This is a genomic window from Methanoplanus limicola DSM 2279 (genome assembly GCF_000243255.1).
In the GTDB taxonomy this organism is placed as follows: Archaea; Halobacteriota; Methanomicrobia; order Methanomicrobiales; family Methanomicrobiaceae; genus Methanoplanus; species Methanoplanus limicola.
Genome location: NZ_CM001436.1, coordinates 2,511,354 through 2,526,534, shown reverse-complemented (window position 1 = coordinate 2,526,534; position 15,181 = coordinate 2,511,354). Strand labels below are relative to the sequence as shown.

Below are 15,181 nucleotides of genomic sequence, written 5' to 3'. Positions count from 1 at the left end.
GAAGAAACATTTTCGGAAGAAGGTATAGAATTAGGTCAATATTCTGGCACTGGTACTGGTACGCAACATAAGGGTTATGGTTATGTATTTAACCAATTGTATTTACCTGATACTCAAGATAAATATGGTGGAACATATTTTTGGACATATGAAGGAACTGGCTTGGGTATAAATGCCGAAGATGATAATGGTAATTCACCCATATATATATCAGACGAAAATGTAGGTACTTTATATTGGCAGATATACAGGAATGCTGGCGGTTCGGTTACAAATTATAGGTTATGGGCTTATTTACTAAGGATTTAGCCAGTGGGTCAAATACTATAACACTTACAGGGATTTATTTTGATGTTCCATATTTTAAATATACAGGATATAATACCTCAAGTAATTCTGAAGTCGGAAGAATATTTCTGGCTTCAGGGGGATATGTAGCCGAAGGTAATTACCAAAGTGTAAGAAATATGGCATGGGAAAACACGCTTACAATTAGTGAGAGTTACCCTTATCAAATATCATTAAACCGAGATGGTTATTTTCTACATATTCCCGATATACTAATGACATTATTACAGTAACTGATATATCAGACAATGATATAAATGACGTAGTATCAACAAATGATTTTAGCATCGTAATAACATCCTTAGCCGGTAATAATTATACTTATACAAACGATAATGAAGCAGCCCCATCAAACGAAGTCTCAATAATAACCCGACGTAAAATCCCTCTCCGACAACTCCCTCATAGCCGGCTCAAAAGCCTATTATCGTGCACTGGACGGCAGCGACCTTGTCAATCAAACCCTCCCCTCCGGCACAGGTGAATTCCTCCTGCAAAAAGGCCTAAGATATGAATACTGGGCTGAGGCTTCCGGATATGAAAATCAGACATCCATACCGGATCAGGCTGCATTCTATGCCGACTCATCCAATGAAATCAGACTAACGCCGACCTATGGAGATGAACCGGGGGAAGGAATGGGAGTCTATAATTTTTATATCTCAGAACAGACCAATGCAGCCGGAGACACAGCCCCACTGACAAGCCCGGCAGCAGTCACCCTTAACTGGCAGACCAAGCTTACAACATCTTCCGGTTATGTCAGTTTCCAGGTCAACAAATCGGCACAAGTATCTTACACAATCCGGAAGGACGGCTATGTAACAGTATCCCGAATATATACTCCTTCATGGACGGGAGACACAATCAATGAGTATATAGCCATCAGGCCGGAAGGGCAGGTTCTCCCCGGAGATCCTACAGCAGCACCAACCCCCGACCACAGGACAGACACCCAGAGGGCTGAAGCAGCATTCAGTATAATTTTCTCAAACATAGAAGCCTTTGCAACCCTAACCTGTATTGTGCTGTTATTGTCTTTCATCAAGTGGATGAAACTATAGGAGGAAAGGCATTATGAAGAAAATTATCTTTTTCTCTCTCCTGATTTTAATATGTTTATTCCCGGCAGTATCTGCCGGAAATTTTACGAATGCAGATACTTGGATATCCGGAGACCACAACACAGAAACACAGTTCAAAGATCAGACAGATATTATCTTTGATCTGTCATCTGAAGACAAAGCCATCAGTTTGATTATACTTGACAATATAATTCCGGGTGAAATCTCATTCACCCTTACAATGGGTTCAGGAGAACAGTATGAAGGCTATATCCATTATTCCAGAGAGTTATTAACTGCCAGTTTTGATATTGGGTTAGGCTCACAGTCTCATAACTGGAGTTCTCTTGAGAACTTCCTGACAAAAGCATATATCAGCACCTACGCAACCAATCAGGACACAGGACAAGACGGAATACTGTTATATGAATCGTGGTTCACAAATCTGAACAACCTTGAGAACTACTGCTTTCAGCCAGATCCTTATATCTCATCATTTCCCATTACAAAAATTGAGATCCATTCGGATAATCCAATAACTGCAACAATAGCCTATGCTGATATATCATATGTTCAGAAAGACATTGAGGAAGGAACTGGTTCAACATCTTATCTAAAATGGCTTTCAGATTTAATCAACTTTGTATCCCGAATATTCACGGTCATTCCAACAATTCTGTATGTCTTCTATTTTATATTTATCAAACATTTCTTTGAAATCATAGTGTTATATGAAATTGTTCTGGTTTCATATGCGGCATATAACTCCAGAGATATGGTTTCTTTCTTCAAAAAATTCATAGATTACAATACAAAATTTGTGGATTTCTGGATCGGATTTGTGAATAAAATATTGGATATATTCTATAAAATAATTCAGTCTCTGAAATTATGGTGACACTATGTCAAGATATGAAATAATCGTAAAAGAACACGGAAAGCCGGTCTGCATCGCAAAATCAGAGCATATTGAAACATGCCGGGAAAAGTTCGATAAAAGATACATGGAAAAATACGGAGGTAAAAAACATGCTACCAATGAAAAAATTAAATCGTGGTGAAGAAGTCGAGTGCATGGTCATTGAGAACGGAGGCAGAACCATAAGAAGAGATGGAACTATGGAACATTACGGTTCAATGCTCTTTGATCATTTCCTCCAGGAGGCTTATGCTGTAGTCACAAAACCGATGCTCTCCTACAAAAAGAAAAAGGGCTGTCCTGTCTATCTCATAGACAGGGATGCAGGTGTAACCGTCACTCTGGAGAGATCCGAAGGGGAAGAGCTTCAGACAATGACCTTTGAGTCAACCCCGGAAAAACCATCAGAGATCATCATAAACGGAAATAAATTCTCCGGATGGACTGCAACCTTTGAAAGAACTGAACAGGTTATAAACCTGAATACAAACCCGGCTTTAGTCGGCAGGGCGTTAAGTTCTGATATGCTCAGAGAACAGTTCTCCGCTCCCCTCTCTGGCCGGGAAAAACTAATCATGATCCTTGTCGGTCTTGTTGCCGGGCTTCTGTTAGGGCTGATGTTCTAAGGAGATCACCATGAACACCACACCAAACCCGACACCACCTAAAAGGCTGCTGCCTCCGGAACTTGAAAGGCTCCAGAAGATTGATCTTCTGCTTGGAGTGGGAACGGACTATGAACCGCTTGCACATCTTACAGAAGGACAGATTAAAGCCATCGCTTTATATTCTTCCCTTAACGACCACCTGAAAGCCGGAGGGGTGACTGATGGAATAGATCCGGTAATCTCCTTCCTTGTAAACTACAAACACCTTTCACCGAGTATAGACAGGTTAGGCAGACAGGAAGCAGCCGGTATTCTGAAGGCTGCACCAGTGTATCATCTCCCGCAGGTCATGGAAGAAGAAGAGGCAAAAAAATCATTCTGGGAAAAATTGTTTGGAGGTAAAAAATGAGATCCGGTTCTAAACCTCTGACCCTGTCATATCAGCTTGCTATCAATAACCTGCTGCTTATCAAAGGCTCCAACAGTGCAATATACAACCGGCTGAATCTGGTCTCTATGGCACTTGCAACAGTCCGGGCAATGCTCAGGTCAGATATTGCAAAAGATGAAGAACTGAAGGCCAGAATAGACCGCCTGAAAGCATCTCTTGCAGAACTCAGGGCAGACTATCACCCTTCAATAGAAGGAACTTATGAATACTCAGATTTTAACTCCGAACAAAGGACAGATTATGAACTGAAACTCTATGAATTCATAACAGAATTGCTCTTTGAGATTGAAGAGAACAAACTGATAAACGAGAAAACATACGGGGAGGTGACTGCAACATCATGGACTGGGCAGGATTTGAATATGATTTAAGCCAGGTCAATTATACTGATCCTCATGTTACACAAAGTAACATAACCCATATGATAGACTGGACTGATCCAAACGTCTTAGTGACCACATGGGGAGATCTCGGTTTACTGGTTCTCATAATCGGTATGGCCTGCTTGATTGCCGGGTATATGATCGGCAAATATGGGAAATACGGAGAAACAGATGAATAAACAGGAAGGGAAAGGCAGCAGAACCATAGGATTCATGGTTAATCAGTTCTGGAAGAAGCCAGGGCAACACATGATAGAAATAGGGCAGACGGGAACCGGGAAAACACAAGGTCTATATTACATCCTTGACGGTCTTGTCAAATGGTCTCCTCAGTCCTGCATAGTCTGGATTGATACCGCCAAAACATCCGAAATGCTCACCCTGTCAAAGTTCCGACCGCTAAACCTCATAATCCCGGAGGGCTGTGATATAGATATCCGGCCTTCAGTTTATGTAGATGAAGACGGAAACGAGCATAAAACAAAACTGAATTTAAAAAAGACCTACCTTATCAATTATGCTGATGTATGGCACGCTTTAGATCCTGACAGAATAAACGTGATCTCATTCTCCCGGTTCGTCCGGGGTCATGTCGCCAATGCAAAAGTAGTATCCCGGATATTCAGGGAACTTATCAATATGGCATATGATTACCGGATACCTACCCCTATGCACATATTCATAGACGAATTTCAGTTTGTATGTCCTGCGAAACATATGGCTAAATCACATGAGCACTATGCCGCTGGAATGGATGTTATAGACTCTCTCTATACAATGAGATCCTTAAAAGTCCGGTTCGTTGCAGCTGCCCAAAGCTGGAAGGTGATCAACACTGCTGCCCGTGATTCCTTCCCGTGGATTCTCATCCGGAGAGGTGCACAGTTCACAGACGGGAAGTTATCCCGGTTCAACGATCTGTGGGCACAAACCCCTACTGATAAGGCGTGGGTGGGTCTTCCCTCCCGTGACTATGGGGAAGACCGGATTAAGATGCCTTTCTATGGAGATGGTGAACGGTTAGGACTGGTCTATTATCGTGGTACTCTCAAAACTGGTAAAGAAGAGAAGGCAGAGCCGTTAAAAGCCGAAGCATAAATAATTTAAACCTCTTTTTCAATTCTAAGCAAATTTAACAGCTATATCATAACCTCTTTACTTCCTTTATATACCACCTTCAAAAGATGTCAACTAATTTAAGCAATATTATCAGGTATTACCTGAATTAAACGAAATTTAACATATCAGTTTACAACTTGTCAAGTGACCGATGTTAACTTACTTGACATTGCCATATACTATCCTGCACCCTTCCGGGCAGATGCCACCCGGAGATCCTGCCTGACTCTGATATATCCAAAAGAAATTAATCAATAATTCTTCCTTCTCTCCGGCTTCTTTTCCGGAATTATGGATTTATTCCTATCCTGATAATATGGTATTCCGGTTACTCTCCGGACTAATGCCAGGGCAAAAAAGAAGCGATATTTACAGCCCGTTTAAACTTGTCAAGTAAAAACGTCTGGGATGTTAGGAGACAGTATATTTATCCTTTCTTCAATCAGTCCGTTTTACTCCGGCTTAATTTGTCAAGTGATGTAAAGCCGGTTTACATCTTTTGCCGGAGAAAGTAACAGGGGTATGTCAATCACTTGACAACCGGCAGCTGAAACCTCAGCGCCAATCCGGAGATCTCCGGGGAAGCTTCCGGTAAAGACTCCGGTAAACTTATACGAATTAACCAGAATAACCGCCATTATGACAACCATCCGGCAGGCAGTTCTGATTCATAAAAATGAGTATTATTCAGGATGTTTTTACTTTCACCCTCCGCACGGCTACATATTATAAGTTAGCAACATTTTACTGTTAATCTGTATGAAGAACATACAACGAACCAAACCAAAAGAAAGCAAAAGAACAGAAGACGGCGGCCTGAATATCTCTCCACCACCACAGCCGAGTAATAACAGAACCGCCAACTATGATATAGGCACAAGGAGTAAAAAAACTTCCCGAACAACTAAACACCTGCCTGAACCACACCGGACAATTACCAGGGCAGAGTATGACCAGCTTATCAGTCATCCCCGGTTTACTCCGGTTCACCGGCTGATCCTCGATGAAAAATTAAAGCGGGGTGAATGGCTGATAGAAACCTGAATCCATAATTACTTTTTTAAATATTGCCGTTACAATATGTAACTATGCCACCAAAATTCAAAACAGTCCGGGAAATGCTTATGTCAGATATGGAAAGTGATGAAGAACCTAATTTAATTGTTCTGTTGCTAATCCCCATAATTTTTAATCCCCTTTCATAACTTCCAAAAATGCCTTATCCAGTTCTTTATTGAATTTCTCTTTCAATGCCAGGTATCTATTATTAAGTTCTGTAAACTTTGGATCATCCTCTAATTCATCAAGGAGATTATCAATATCTATGTTAACCTTGTTTCTCTCAATGTATTCCTGAAGCGCATTGTTAATTTCCCCGGTTCTATCTCTGTTGTGAACCTTTGCTAGTTCATCAATTCTATCAAGAATCCTATAGGGAATCCTTAAACTTGCTTTAAATGAGGGTTCAACATCGATTTTTCTTGACATTGGTATAATATAAAAAATGTTGTCGCACAATATGTTCTTTTGTCTGACCTTTTATTCTATCGTGTGACAAAAAACTTTATCTTTAGGTGTGACCATTTATTCTTATGTCACACGCGACCGAAGATCAGGAGGTCATCATTAAACCCATGACCAGAATATCAGTCCGGCTGCCCGATGAAATCCTCGAAAAACTAAATAGGCTTGCTGAGATGAGAAAAACAAACCGCTCTGAAGAGATCCGGAAAGCCATACAACAGGCGTAAACCATGACAAAAGCCAGTGCCGCACCTAAAAAAATGAGGAAGACAATCATCCGAACAGAGATGAACAAATACGGCAGGATTACTCATTATTCTAAGAACACCCCGGAATGGCAGGAGTTCACGGACGCAAAAGTAAAGCTGTTCAATGCAGCGCCGACAATGCAGGAATTTGAAAGACTGCTTGATGAGGCAAAAAAGGAAGAGGCCGAATTATTCGAGGATTAAAAACCGGGTGAATCATGAACTCCACCACCACAGCCGAGATTTTAAGAACCATAAACCAATGGGAGAAGGCCGAAGCCTTAACGATCTGGCATTTCATGATTACCGAAGCCGGAGCATTCATCAACGGCTACAAAAATAACCTCTATTTTCAGGACTATGGCAAGAAATTAAGATTCCTTGTAGATGACATTATCGAGATCCTGCAAAGAGAAGAGATCAATTACATAGAGCTGATGCAAAAAGAGGATACCCTCACCATCTTTTTTAAGAAAATCGGTTCTGAAGAGAAGCAATTTATCAGGTTATTCCCGAATGGACAAACAACTATCGCTTAACGAAGTTCAGGCTATCAACTGGGTTAACACCCTAAACCGGAAGCAGCAGAAGATAATCAATCTTCTCAGCACCGGGGAGATGACACAGTCACAGATAGCCAAGCGAATAGGAGTTACCCGACAGTATGTTAACCAGCTTGTAAAGAAACTTGAAAAATACAACCTGATCAGTAAATCCGATAAAACCCCGTCAGGATATAACATCTGGTATAAAATAACCGGACACCTGAAAAAGCAGATCGAAAAGAAAACCCCGGATGCAAAGGTTACGGCCTGCCGGGTTCACAATGTCCGGCTAAAATATTCCTATGAAATATCCGGCAATCTCAGCAAAGACAGAAGAACAAAATATCTATCCTCTTGGCAGATGAGGGGAGGCGACAGGCACAAATATTGTTTAACAAGCCGGTCAGGACTAAACATAACAATAGACGTGCACCCCAAAACGATTGTTGCCTATCCTGATGCCAACAGCCAGGTATATGCAGAAAGCATTGAAGAAGCAGAAACCATAATTAAAACCTCCATTCACGAAGCTGTTTTGTCATTCCTCCAAAAACAAAGAAGCTTCGGCACCGATATAGAGATCGACACCCCGCAACACACAGGGAAACAGATTACAAATACCCATTACGGATTTGAATTTTCCAAAAATGCCCCCATAGCGCAACCCCAAACCATTTTGGAAGGATTCTTCATAGACGGCAGTCCGGAAGCCAACGGTAAGCCGGGTATGTGGGAAGTTGAAACCCTCGACCCTGCCAGGGCTACGGCAATGGATCGCGGTCTTGAAAGAATCCTTCAGCTTGGAAATTCTGATCCATACCTCAATAATATCTCGGCAGTCCTCCAACCCATTTATAACCAACTGACTGAGATTAAAGAAAACCAGACGACAGACAGCAGTCTGATAAACCACCTAACAAACCTTTCAAAAATTGTAGGCGCAATACTGAAAAAACAAACAGAACTTGAAGCCCGCTTCCTTACTCTTTCTGTACCTGACTCTAATTTTGACCGGCTTTATAAATTTACTTAGGAGTGTATGAAAAATGATTATTTACTCAATTCTTACTATTGTCTTCTTAGCTATCCTTAGCTTATCCCTGTATCTATGGGGTTACAATGAAGGGAAGGCAAAAGGCTTGCAGGAAGGCAGGAAAGACTTAGCTGATTATGTTCTCCGGGAGAAGGTGAGATCATGAAATCTGAATCTGAGATCCGGGAACTAATCCAGATTTATGAAGAGAAAAAGAAAATACATTCTGACAGTGAAGATTTCTCCGTTAGACTGGATGTTAGAATAAGGACTCTAAAATGGGTTTTAGGAGAGGATGCCTGATGTCAGGTAAATATCTCCAGATAAGAAAAGAGATGTGTGAATGGTGCGGTAATTCCTTCAAAGGCTGCCTAAAATGTCAATATTTCCATACAACAGATTTAGGATTCTGGGGAGTGGACTGCTGTTATCTAACATTGGAAGAAGCTATAAAGGAAGCTGAAAGTAGTCTGGAGGCTCTAAAAGAAGAGGCTTACACTAATGGGTGGCCTGAAGAGATGGAAGACTTTAGAATCATAGATTATGATGGTAATCCTTTGTATCTCTTCAAAGAGAGAATAACATCTGAGTATGATAAAGAATGGGAATGTCCCCTCATTACATACGACTTAGTAAAGATAGAGGACTCTGAAGAGGTGAGTAATGTTAGATCTTAAACTCCCCGGGTACCTGCAGAGTACCCAGGCAGATTATTACCAGAACCTCATCACAGAATTTGTAAACAGCCCGTACGCAATCTGCAAAATCAGCATAATAGCATTACCTGAAATCATCCGGGAAGAGCTGCTATCAGGTGAATGGAGATCACCGGAAGAAATCATCCGGGAAGAGGCTGAACAGATGCTCTCTTCCGGACAGGATTACATCAGGCAGAAGTATTATTCAGGAGATGAAAATGTTTGATCTCCTTCAGTCTCCGGCTGTTTTGTTAGGTATTGCCGGAGCAGTTCTTACAGTGCAACAGAACCGGCAATATAGAAAGGCGGGTTATGCTTCATGGGTTGCCGGTAATTCCCTATGGACTGTTAGCGGGTTGCTTACCGGAAATCTAAACCTTGTTGTTCAGTTCGCTTTCTTCGGAGTGTTAGCAGTTCAGGGTATCCGGATTAACCGGGAGGATGTATATGATAAAATCCATATCTCAAACAACCCTGAATGATTTTAATAACCCTCTCCTTCATGAATATAAAATGTTCTCTGCATGGCTTAAGACAAAAACAAATTATCTATTCTCTGGGGAGAGCATCCCGGAACAATACCCAAACCCTGAAAGACTTTTCCGGATATATGATCTGAATAAAAAGATCATATATGTAACCCCTTCCGGAGAGCTTGTTAAAAAAGTAGGAACAAAGATCATTCCGGTTCTCTATTATGCTCTAAGCATAATTACACCAGATACACGCTCCTGTTACAAATTCACTATAGACGGGAAGATCAGATTCTTCCCAGGACATTTCCCGAAGGTCTCCCGCCCAGGCATCCCCATAATAACAGCAACAGGAATTCAGATCTATCTTTTCGCATGGGAAACAGAATGGCAGAGGAAAGGTGACACATTCAATACCCGCACTGGCAGATATGAAGCTAAGAAAGGTTGGGTCCCCGGTCAGGCATACGGGGTAAATGGTTATCTGGAGATCCGGAAGTTCGGTTCAGATAAGGGTTATACTATTCTGGAAGAAAAACCATAGGTTTTTGTTCAAAAAACGACCGTTATTTTACCATGTTAAAAAACCTGTAAATTTATACAGCAACAATAACATTTATTTACACTTGTGACCAATAACCCTGTATGCCGGAAAAAGTGTGCATATATGCCAGAGTCAGCACTGATGATCAAAACTTGGATAACCAGATCATCAAATTAAAGGAGTACGCCCAGGTAAAGGACTTTGATATTGTTCAGGTTTACACTGACAAAGCATCAGGGAAGAACACAAACAGAACAGGCTTTCAGCAGATGCTTAAAGACCTTGAAAAGAATCCTTTAGAGATCCGGGCTGTGATGATCTATAAACTTGACAGGATAGGAAGATCATTATCTGACTTAATCAAAATTGCTCAATGGTTAGCTGATCATAATATTGGTCTCGTATCTGTCACAGATAACATTGATACAACAACCCCGTCCGGAAGATTATTCTATCATATTATAGGTAGTATTGCAGAGTACGAAAGAGAAATTATCATCGAACGTACAAAAGCCGGATTAGACCGGGCAAGAGCGGAGGGAAAGAGGGTAGGAAGACCTGAAGCGGATATTTCTACTGCTGACATTAAGAGGCTTCAGGCTGAAGGGGTACCAATATCTAAGATCGCAAAAAGATATGGAGTTTCCCGGACAACTATCTACAACAAATTAAATGAAAACTGAATTGCGAAATCCATCAGATTAAATTAAAGGCTTTAGACCACCAGTTAAAATACTCTCCCCAGCGGCTCTTTTAGAGATGTTCTAAACTATTTTTTGATATTTTTTTAATGAGATTATTTTCAATAAAACTGTCAAATTCTGTTTCCTGACAAAAATCAGGTAAAATTTGGGAGACATAGTGGACATTTTGCCTATAGAATTTCACTCAGACCGGCAAACTTAGTCCACATATTTGTATAATAAGTATGATACTTACCATACAACATTATATGTGTGGCAGACAGGACCAATTAAAGAGGGGCAGTAAAGAATAGTGCATTAATCCGTCTAAAAACATTAAATAGTTGTAGGTAAAGTATTATACTTGTGATACAACCATTCATCAACAGAGAGAGGGAACTTGATTTTTTAAACGGGAAATGTGCAGAAGATTCATCCCAGGTCATCGTCATCTATGGTAAAAGGAGGATTGGAAAGACTGAGCTTATAAAAAAGTTCATTGAAGACAAAGAAGGCGTATACATTCTCTGTACCAATGACAGCGTTGCAGAGAACATAAAGGAGATGAAGGAGAAATTTGCTCTTTTAACCGGAAAAGATTACTTCCGGAATTTAGACCCCTCAAACTTTTATGAACTCTTCAGATATCTCAGAGATGAAATGGGGAACAGAAAGGCAATAATAGCTGTTGACGAATTTCCATACCTGATAGAGTTAAACCGTGGGATTGTATCAGTATTCCAGAAGATCTGCGATGAAATTCTTGCAGGCAGTAACATATCCCTGATAATATGCGGTTCTTCAATGGGAATGATGGAGACTGAAGTTCTGGGCTACAAAAGTCCCCTTTATGGCAGGCGTACAGGCGAGTGGAAAGTATCTCCAATGCAGTTTAAGCATATGAAACATTTTTTCAGTGCCCATGATAAGGCAGACCTGTTCAGGTTCCGTGCCATATGTGGCGGAGTTCCTTTTTATCTCCACAAACTGGACAAAACCTTAACCGTTGAAGAAAACATCAGGGATAAAATACTGAGGAAGGGAGAGGTCCTTTATAACGAACCCCTGTTTTTACTAAGGGAGGAGTTCAGGGAACCAAAGGTCTATACCCTGATTCTTAAATATCTCTCACTGGGCTATAATAAGCAGGGCGAAATATCTTCAGTCACCGGAATAGAGAAGGGAAATCTCTCAAAATATCTTTCAGTGCTTCAGAATCTTCATTTCATTGAGCATATACTGCCACTTGGAAAAAGAAAGGGCGGAATCTATGAAATCAACGACCAGTATTTCAGGTTCTGGTTCAGATTTGTTTATCCAAATCTTTCTGACCTTGAAATCGGACTTGTGGATGAGGTTTACTCCCGGATTTCTTTTCAGATTAATTCATATTATGGAAAAGAATTTGAAAACTTTGTAATAGAGCAGATCAAAATAAAGGAGATCCTCATGCCTTTTTACTTTTCGGATGTTAAACGCTGGTGGTATAAAGAAGAGGAGATAGACATCATTGTGGTCAGTCAGGAGACAAAAGAGGTCTTATTTGGTGAATGTAAGTGGAAAACACTTGATAAAAAAGATGCTGTTAATGTGATAAAAGATCTTGAAAGAAAGTCAGAATATGTGAAATGGAACAATGAAACCAGAAAGGAGCATTTTGCACTCTTTGCAAAAAAAGTCCACGATAAAGAGTCTTTGCGTAAGGATGGCTACTTTGTCTTTGACCTTGATGATATGTAATCACTAAATATTCCGGGTTAAAACATCTGTACCACTTATCCGTCAGGGACTTATAGATAAACTGCAAAAACAAAAACCTCTTTTCTCTTAAAAAATAAAATAAATAACAATGGGCAGATATCGGCACAACGGCCTCTCCTTCATGTATAAAACAGAGTATACTGAAGGGACAGATGAAATAGGGATTGAATTCAGAGGTGAAAAAAAGGTACTGGTATTCTCGCCGCCAAAGTTTAACGAAGAGGAGATACGCATCCTGCTTATGGCCTTAACCCCCATGATAAAATCAAACATTGAAACTATTAGGGCACTCAAAGAAATTAACCAGAGTATTAATAATTTTGTTAATCCATTAAGTATGATATTTGATAATGGATTAAATCTTTCAGATTCATGGCATAAAGTGCCAATAAGTGCAGAGGATGCAGAACTCATAATTGCGGGTGAGAAGATTAAAAATCCGGCCTTCGTTAAAAGCGAGCAGAAAGGGTTATTCTCATTTGGAGATGGAGCAGAACCGGAAAAGGGAGATAAAGAGGATAACTCCCAAAAATCTCATAATGATAGTTCTGATGCAAATCCTGCCGAAATAAGACTGAACGAAATACTTGAGACATTTACGCTAAAGACCATAGATGAAAGGCTTAACGATGCAGAAGAGAAGAGGTTGGAAAAAATAAACACAAATCCGGATAATTATGATGAAGCAGACAGCTCTCTTTTTAGCAGCGGAACAATCCATATAGCAGGCGCTGAGGTCTCAGTCACTGTCAGATGCGGGGTCCGGCACAAAAATATTGGAATCGAGATTAAAAAAGGACCGGAAATTCTGATTACCGCACCGCCCGGAACAAAAGAGCAGGAGATCACCGATGCTTTGGAAGCAAACAAAGACTGGATCAGTGAAAAATTTATCCTTTTAGAGTATGCCGGAATTGAGAGCAGAACAGACAATTCCATCGAGTATGACGGTGTCACCTACAATTATACAGTCAGATACAGCAGGAAGATTAAAGGATTTGAGGTCGAAACTCTGGAAGGCGGCATAATCAAAGTTACCACTCCCCGGTATACAAAAAACGAGGATATTGAAGGTATGGTTCTGGACCATATCTGCAATGTCCATGACTATTTCAAAGAATCAGAGAAATATCCGGATGAAAACAGTGATTTCCGGGAACTGCACGAAGGAGTTTTCAAAGTTTTTGGCAGAGAAATTCCTTACACAGTCATATATAAAAGCCGTCTGAAAAGCGCTGGTGTTGAGATAAAAGAGGGTCCAAAACTTGTTGTTAATGCCCCTTTGGGTATAGGCAGGGATTACATCTGCGGTATACTGGAGATGAACAGTGAGTGGATCTATGACAACTACCAGCTTGTGGAGAAGGCCGGAGTAAACGGCCGGAGTGAGCACACCCTGACATATAACGGTGAGATATACAGATATACAGTCAGGTACCTCAAGAGGTCAAAAAACATAAGAATCAATATAATAATGGGTGGAATAATTGAAGTTTCAGCCCCTCTTCATGCAGATGTACAGGAAGTTGAGAGAACTGTCAGTCAGAGTGCTCCTGAAATCCACGAAAAAATCAGGAGATTAAAGGCTTCTACAGCCGGAAATATGGGTAATATTCCGGAACCAAAGGTGGAAGAGCCATCTCATGAGCCTGAAAACGGTGAAGGGACTTTCAGAGTTTCCGGCAGAGACATCCCCTTCACAGTAGAGTATGGCAGCCGTTTCAGGAAGGTAAGAATAAAGATTATAAACGGGCCAAAGCTCATAGTCACCGCTCCCTTTGGCGCAGAAGAAAAAGAGATATATTCCGTTTTAAAATACAACCGGCAGTGGATTGCAGAAAATTATCCCCTTGTTGAGAAGGCCGGAGTTTACAGCAAAACTGACCACACTATAACTTACAATGGTGAAACCTACAGTTACACAGTAAAATACTCAAAGAGAGCCAAAAAATTCAGCGTAAAAATACATGAAGATGATACGGTCGAGGTGGTAGTGCCCTTCAGTGCAGCACCGGAAGATGTTGAAAAGATGGTGGCGGAGAATGCTGCCTTCATTCATGAAACAATCAGCAATGAAGAGAGAAAGACTGCACAGAGAATCGGGTTCTATAACGGAGCACCGTTCTATATTAAAGGAAAGAAAGTAAAGATCCGGGCGGTAAAATCACATAAGATTAGAAGACCGGAACTGAAAAAAGGTTATCTGACTGTCACCATCCCAAAGGATGCCATTGATGAGAATTACTGCATAGAACAGGAAGTTACAGAATACATGCAGGATTTAACGAGAGAGGAGGTTAGAAAATACCTGCCAAAATATTCAAAAATCTTTGGAATATCAGTTCCGGATATAAAAATCTGCTACTCCAAAAGGTTCTGGGGACAGTGCACACCGGGAAGAGATCTCGTTAAATTCAATGAAAGGCTCGCTATGGTCTCAGGCCATCTGACAGAATATATCGTTGCCCATGAACTCTGCCACTACCACCATCCAAACCATAGTAAGGGCTTTTACAGTACTCTAAGAAAAGCAATGCCTGAATCGGATATGAGAAAAGAAGAGCTGAAAAATTACAGAATTGAGCTGTTAAAAGAGCACTGAAAAAAATCTCCTGAAATCCAGTCAGACTGCCCGGAGGAAGATGTGAAGTTCCTCCTGAAGAGAGAGGAATTCTCCGGGATTAATCATGACCAAAAAGGCCGGATAAAACCCCTCTTTGAATTTCCGATTATCAAAATATTCTATCATACCGGCCATTCGCTACATTAATCTGCATTCC

The 15,181-nt window shown here is 40.7% G+C and carries 24 protein-coding genes; 22 read left to right on the top strand and 2 right to left on the bottom strand.

Annotation, left to right across the window (positions count from 1 at the left end; genetic code table 11):
- The 9 genes from METLIM_RS16990 to METLIM_RS11870 all read left to right on the top strand — a co-directional run.
- A partial coding sequence (locus METLIM_RS16990) for a hypothetical protein (RefSeq protein WP_048145985.1) occupies positions 1 to 309 on the top strand: 309 nt, incomplete at its 5' end.
- A 677-nt stretch (positions 310 to 986) separates the two neighbouring features.
- Positions 987 to 1,412, top strand: a complete 426-nt coding sequence (locus METLIM_RS11900) for a hypothetical protein (protein ID WP_004078736.1) — start codon at positions 987 to 989, stop codon at positions 1,410 to 1,412.
- A gap of 13 nt (positions 1,413 to 1,425) precedes the next feature.
- Positions 1,426 to 2,310, top strand: a complete 885-nt coding sequence (locus METLIM_RS11895) for a hypothetical protein (protein WP_004078734.1) — start codon at positions 1,426 to 1,428, stop codon at positions 2,308 to 2,310.
- Between the two features lie 4 nt (positions 2,311 to 2,314).
- Positions 2,315 to 2,473 carry a hypothetical protein gene (locus METLIM_RS16735; RefSeq protein WP_004078732.1) on the top strand — a complete coding sequence of 53 codons (159 nt, stop codon included), beginning with the start codon at positions 2,315 to 2,317 and terminating at the stop codon, positions 2,471 to 2,473.
- Positions 2,451 to 2,957, top strand: a complete 507-nt coding sequence (locus tag METLIM_RS11890; protein WP_048145983.1) for a hypothetical protein — start codon at positions 2,451 to 2,453, stop codon at positions 2,955 to 2,957. Before METLIM_RS16735 ends, METLIM_RS11890 begins: the two co-directional genes overlap by 23 nt.
- A gap of 10 nt (positions 2,958 to 2,967) precedes the next feature.
- Complete coding sequence (locus tag METLIM_RS11885; protein ID WP_004078728.1) at positions 2,968 to 3,348, top strand: hypothetical protein; 381 nt, start codon at positions 2,968 to 2,970, stop codon at positions 3,346 to 3,348.
- A complete protein-coding gene (locus METLIM_RS11880) occupies positions 3,345 to 3,761 on the top strand; it encodes a hypothetical protein (protein ID WP_004078726.1) in 417 nt (138 codons plus the stop codon). Before METLIM_RS11885 ends, METLIM_RS11880 begins: the two co-directional genes overlap by 4 nt.
- On the top strand, positions 3,731 to 3,952 hold the full coding sequence (locus tag METLIM_RS11875; RefSeq protein ID WP_004078725.1) for a hypothetical protein: 222 nt from the start codon (positions 3,731 to 3,733) through the stop codon (positions 3,950 to 3,952). The genes METLIM_RS11880 and METLIM_RS11875 overlap by 31 nt, the downstream gene beginning before the upstream one ends.
- Positions 3,945 to 4,871, top strand: a complete 927-nt coding sequence (locus METLIM_RS11870; protein WP_004078722.1) for a hypothetical protein — start codon at positions 3,945 to 3,947, stop codon at positions 4,869 to 4,871. Before METLIM_RS11875 ends, METLIM_RS11870 begins: the two co-directional genes overlap by 8 nt.
- 491 nt (positions 4,872 to 5,362) lie before the next feature.
- Here the strand turns inward: METLIM_RS11870 and METLIM_RS16730 are convergent, their stop codons facing one another.
- Positions 5,363 to 5,530 (bottom strand): hypothetical protein, encoded by a 168-nt coding sequence (locus tag METLIM_RS16730; protein WP_004078720.1) that lies wholly within the window; start codon positions 5,528 to 5,530, stop codon positions 5,363 to 5,365.
- Between the two features lie 121 nt (positions 5,531 to 5,651).
- Between METLIM_RS16730 and METLIM_RS11865 the strand changes: the two genes are divergently transcribed.
- A complete protein-coding gene (locus METLIM_RS11865) occupies positions 5,652 to 5,936 on the top strand; it encodes a hypothetical protein (RefSeq protein ID WP_004078718.1) in 285 nt (94 codons plus the stop codon).
- Positions 5,937 to 6,080: 144 nt separating this feature from the next.
- Here the strand turns inward: METLIM_RS11865 and METLIM_RS11860 are convergent, their stop codons facing one another.
- A complete protein-coding gene (locus METLIM_RS11860) occupies positions 6,081 to 6,380 on the bottom strand; it encodes a ribbon-helix-helix domain-containing protein (RefSeq protein WP_004078716.1) in 300 nt (99 codons plus the stop codon).
- A gap of 104 nt (positions 6,381 to 6,484) precedes the next feature.
- Between METLIM_RS11860 and METLIM_RS16270 the strand changes: the two genes are divergently transcribed.
- The 12 genes from METLIM_RS16270 to METLIM_RS11810 all read left to right on the top strand — a co-directional run bounded on the left by METLIM_RS16270 (position 6,485) and on the right by METLIM_RS11810 (position 15,003).
- The gene (locus tag METLIM_RS16270) at positions 6,485 to 6,643 is read left to right on the top strand and encodes a CopG family ribbon-helix-helix protein (RefSeq protein WP_083824963.1); all 159 of its coding nucleotides are present in this window, start codon (positions 6,485 to 6,487) and stop codon (positions 6,641 to 6,643) included.
- A 3-nt stretch (positions 6,644 to 6,646) separates the two neighbouring features.
- Positions 6,647 to 6,868 (top strand): hypothetical protein, encoded by a 222-nt coding sequence (locus METLIM_RS11855; protein ID WP_004078713.1) that lies wholly within the window; start codon positions 6,647 to 6,649, stop codon positions 6,866 to 6,868.
- 14 nt (positions 6,869 to 6,882) lie between these two features.
- The gene (locus METLIM_RS11850; RefSeq protein ID WP_004078711.1) at positions 6,883 to 7,203 is read left to right on the top strand and encodes a hypothetical protein; all 321 of its coding nucleotides are present in this window, start codon (positions 6,883 to 6,885) and stop codon (positions 7,201 to 7,203) included.
- On the top strand, positions 7,181 to 8,242 hold the full coding sequence (locus tag METLIM_RS11845) for a winged helix-turn-helix domain-containing protein (RefSeq protein WP_004078709.1): 1,062 nt from the start codon (positions 7,181 to 7,183) through the stop codon (positions 8,240 to 8,242). Before METLIM_RS11850 ends, METLIM_RS11845 begins: the two co-directional genes overlap by 23 nt.
- Before the next feature lie 162 nt (positions 8,243 to 8,404).
- A complete protein-coding gene (locus METLIM_RS16725) occupies positions 8,405 to 8,545 on the top strand; it encodes a hypothetical protein (protein WP_004078704.1) in 141 nt (46 codons plus the stop codon).
- Entirely contained in the window at positions 8,545 to 8,919 is a 375-nt protein-coding gene (locus METLIM_RS11840; protein ID WP_004078703.1) for a hypothetical protein, read from the top strand. Before METLIM_RS16725 ends, METLIM_RS11840 begins: the two co-directional genes overlap by 1 nt.
- Positions 8,906 to 9,166 carry a hypothetical protein gene (locus tag METLIM_RS11835; protein WP_004078701.1) on the top strand — a complete coding sequence of 87 codons (261 nt, stop codon included), beginning with the start codon at positions 8,906 to 8,908 and terminating at the stop codon, positions 9,164 to 9,166. The genes METLIM_RS11840 and METLIM_RS11835 overlap by 14 nt, the downstream gene beginning before the upstream one ends.
- Positions 9,153 to 9,422: a hypothetical protein gene (locus METLIM_RS11830; RefSeq protein WP_245543534.1), complete on the top strand. Its 270-nt coding sequence runs from the start codon at positions 9,153 to 9,155 to the stop codon at positions 9,420 to 9,422. The genes METLIM_RS11835 and METLIM_RS11830 overlap by 14 nt, the downstream gene beginning before the upstream one ends.
- Positions 9,388 to 9,957 (top strand): hypothetical protein, encoded by a 570-nt coding sequence (locus METLIM_RS11825; protein ID WP_004078697.1) that lies wholly within the window; start codon positions 9,388 to 9,390, stop codon positions 9,955 to 9,957. Before METLIM_RS11830 ends, METLIM_RS11825 begins: the two co-directional genes overlap by 35 nt.
- Before the next feature lie 101 nt (positions 9,958 to 10,058).
- The gene (locus METLIM_RS11820) at positions 10,059 to 10,640 is read left to right on the top strand and encodes a recombinase family protein (RefSeq protein ID WP_004078695.1); all 582 of its coding nucleotides are present in this window, start codon (positions 10,059 to 10,061) and stop codon (positions 10,638 to 10,640) included.
- A 366-nt stretch (positions 10,641 to 11,006) separates the two neighbouring features.
- The gene (locus tag METLIM_RS11815) at positions 11,007 to 12,380 is read left to right on the top strand and encodes an ATP-binding protein (RefSeq protein WP_004078694.1); all 1,374 of its coding nucleotides are present in this window, start codon (positions 11,007 to 11,009) and stop codon (positions 12,378 to 12,380) included.
- A gap of 142 nt (positions 12,381 to 12,522) precedes the next feature.
- Entirely contained in the window at positions 12,523 to 15,003 is a 2,481-nt protein-coding gene (locus tag METLIM_RS11810) for a YgjP family zinc-dependent metalloprotease (protein ID WP_048145980.1), read from the top strand.
- Positions 15,004 to 15,181: the final 178 nt, after the last annotated feature.

Coding starts and splice junctions, on each gene's coding strand:
- METLIM_RS11900 (WP_004078736.1), top strand. CDS start 987: ATGGGAGTCTATAATTTTTATATCTCAGAACAGACCAATGCAGCCGGA.
- METLIM_RS11895 (WP_004078734.1), top strand. CDS start 1,426: ATGAAGAAAATTATCTTTTTCTCTCTCCTGATTTTAATATGTTTATTC.
- METLIM_RS16735 (WP_004078732.1), top strand. CDS start 2,315: ATGTCAAGATATGAAATAATCGTAAAAGAACACGGAAAGCCGGTCTGC.
- METLIM_RS11890 (WP_048145983.1), top strand. CDS start 2,451: ATGAAAAAATTAAATCGTGGTGAAGAAGTCGAGTGCATGGTCATTGAG.
- METLIM_RS11885 (WP_004078728.1), top strand. CDS start 2,968: ATGAACACCACACCAAACCCGACACCACCTAAAAGGCTGCTGCCTCCG.
- METLIM_RS11880 (WP_004078726.1), top strand. CDS start 3,345: ATGAGATCCGGTTCTAAACCTCTGACCCTGTCATATCAGCTTGCTATC.
- METLIM_RS11875 (WP_004078725.1), top strand. CDS start 3,731: ATGGACTGGGCAGGATTTGAATATGATTTAAGCCAGGTCAATTATACT.
- METLIM_RS11870 (WP_004078722.1), top strand. CDS start 3,945: ATGAATAAACAGGAAGGGAAAGGCAGCAGAACCATAGGATTCATGGTT.
- METLIM_RS16730 (WP_004078720.1), bottom strand. CDS start 5,530: ATGGCGGTTATTCTGGTTAATTCGTATAAGTTTACCGGAGTCTTTACC.
- METLIM_RS11865 (WP_004078718.1), top strand. CDS start 5,652: ATGAAGAACATACAACGAACCAAACCAAAAGAAAGCAAAAGAACAGAA.
- METLIM_RS11860 (WP_004078716.1), bottom strand. CDS start 6,380: ATGTCAAGAAAAATCGATGTTGAACCCTCATTTAAAGCAAGTTTAAGG.
- METLIM_RS16270 (WP_083824963.1), top strand. CDS start 6,485: ATGTCACACGCGACCGAAGATCAGGAGGTCATCATTAAACCCATGACC.
- METLIM_RS11855 (WP_004078713.1), top strand. CDS start 6,647: ATGACAAAAGCCAGTGCCGCACCTAAAAAAATGAGGAAGACAATCATC.
- METLIM_RS11850 (WP_004078711.1), top strand. CDS start 6,883: ATGAACTCCACCACCACAGCCGAGATTTTAAGAACCATAAACCAATGG.
- METLIM_RS11845 (WP_004078709.1), top strand. CDS start 7,181: ATGGACAAACAACTATCGCTTAACGAAGTTCAGGCTATCAACTGGGTT.
- METLIM_RS16725 (WP_004078704.1), top strand. CDS start 8,405: ATGAAATCTGAATCTGAGATCCGGGAACTAATCCAGATTTATGAAGAG.
- METLIM_RS11840 (WP_004078703.1), top strand. CDS start 8,545: ATGTCAGGTAAATATCTCCAGATAAGAAAAGAGATGTGTGAATGGTGC.
- METLIM_RS11835 (WP_004078701.1), top strand. CDS start 8,906: ATGTTAGATCTTAAACTCCCCGGGTACCTGCAGAGTACCCAGGCAGAT.
- METLIM_RS11830 (WP_245543534.1), top strand. CDS start 9,153: ATGAAAATGTTTGATCTCCTTCAGTCTCCGGCTGTTTTGTTAGGTATT.
- METLIM_RS11825 (WP_004078697.1), top strand. CDS start 9,388: ATGATAAAATCCATATCTCAAACAACCCTGAATGATTTTAATAACCCT.
- METLIM_RS11820 (WP_004078695.1), top strand. CDS start 10,059: ATGCCGGAAAAAGTGTGCATATATGCCAGAGTCAGCACTGATGATCAA.
- METLIM_RS11810 (WP_048145980.1), top strand. CDS start 12,523: ATGTATAAAACAGAGTATACTGAAGGGACAGATGAAATAGGGATTGAA.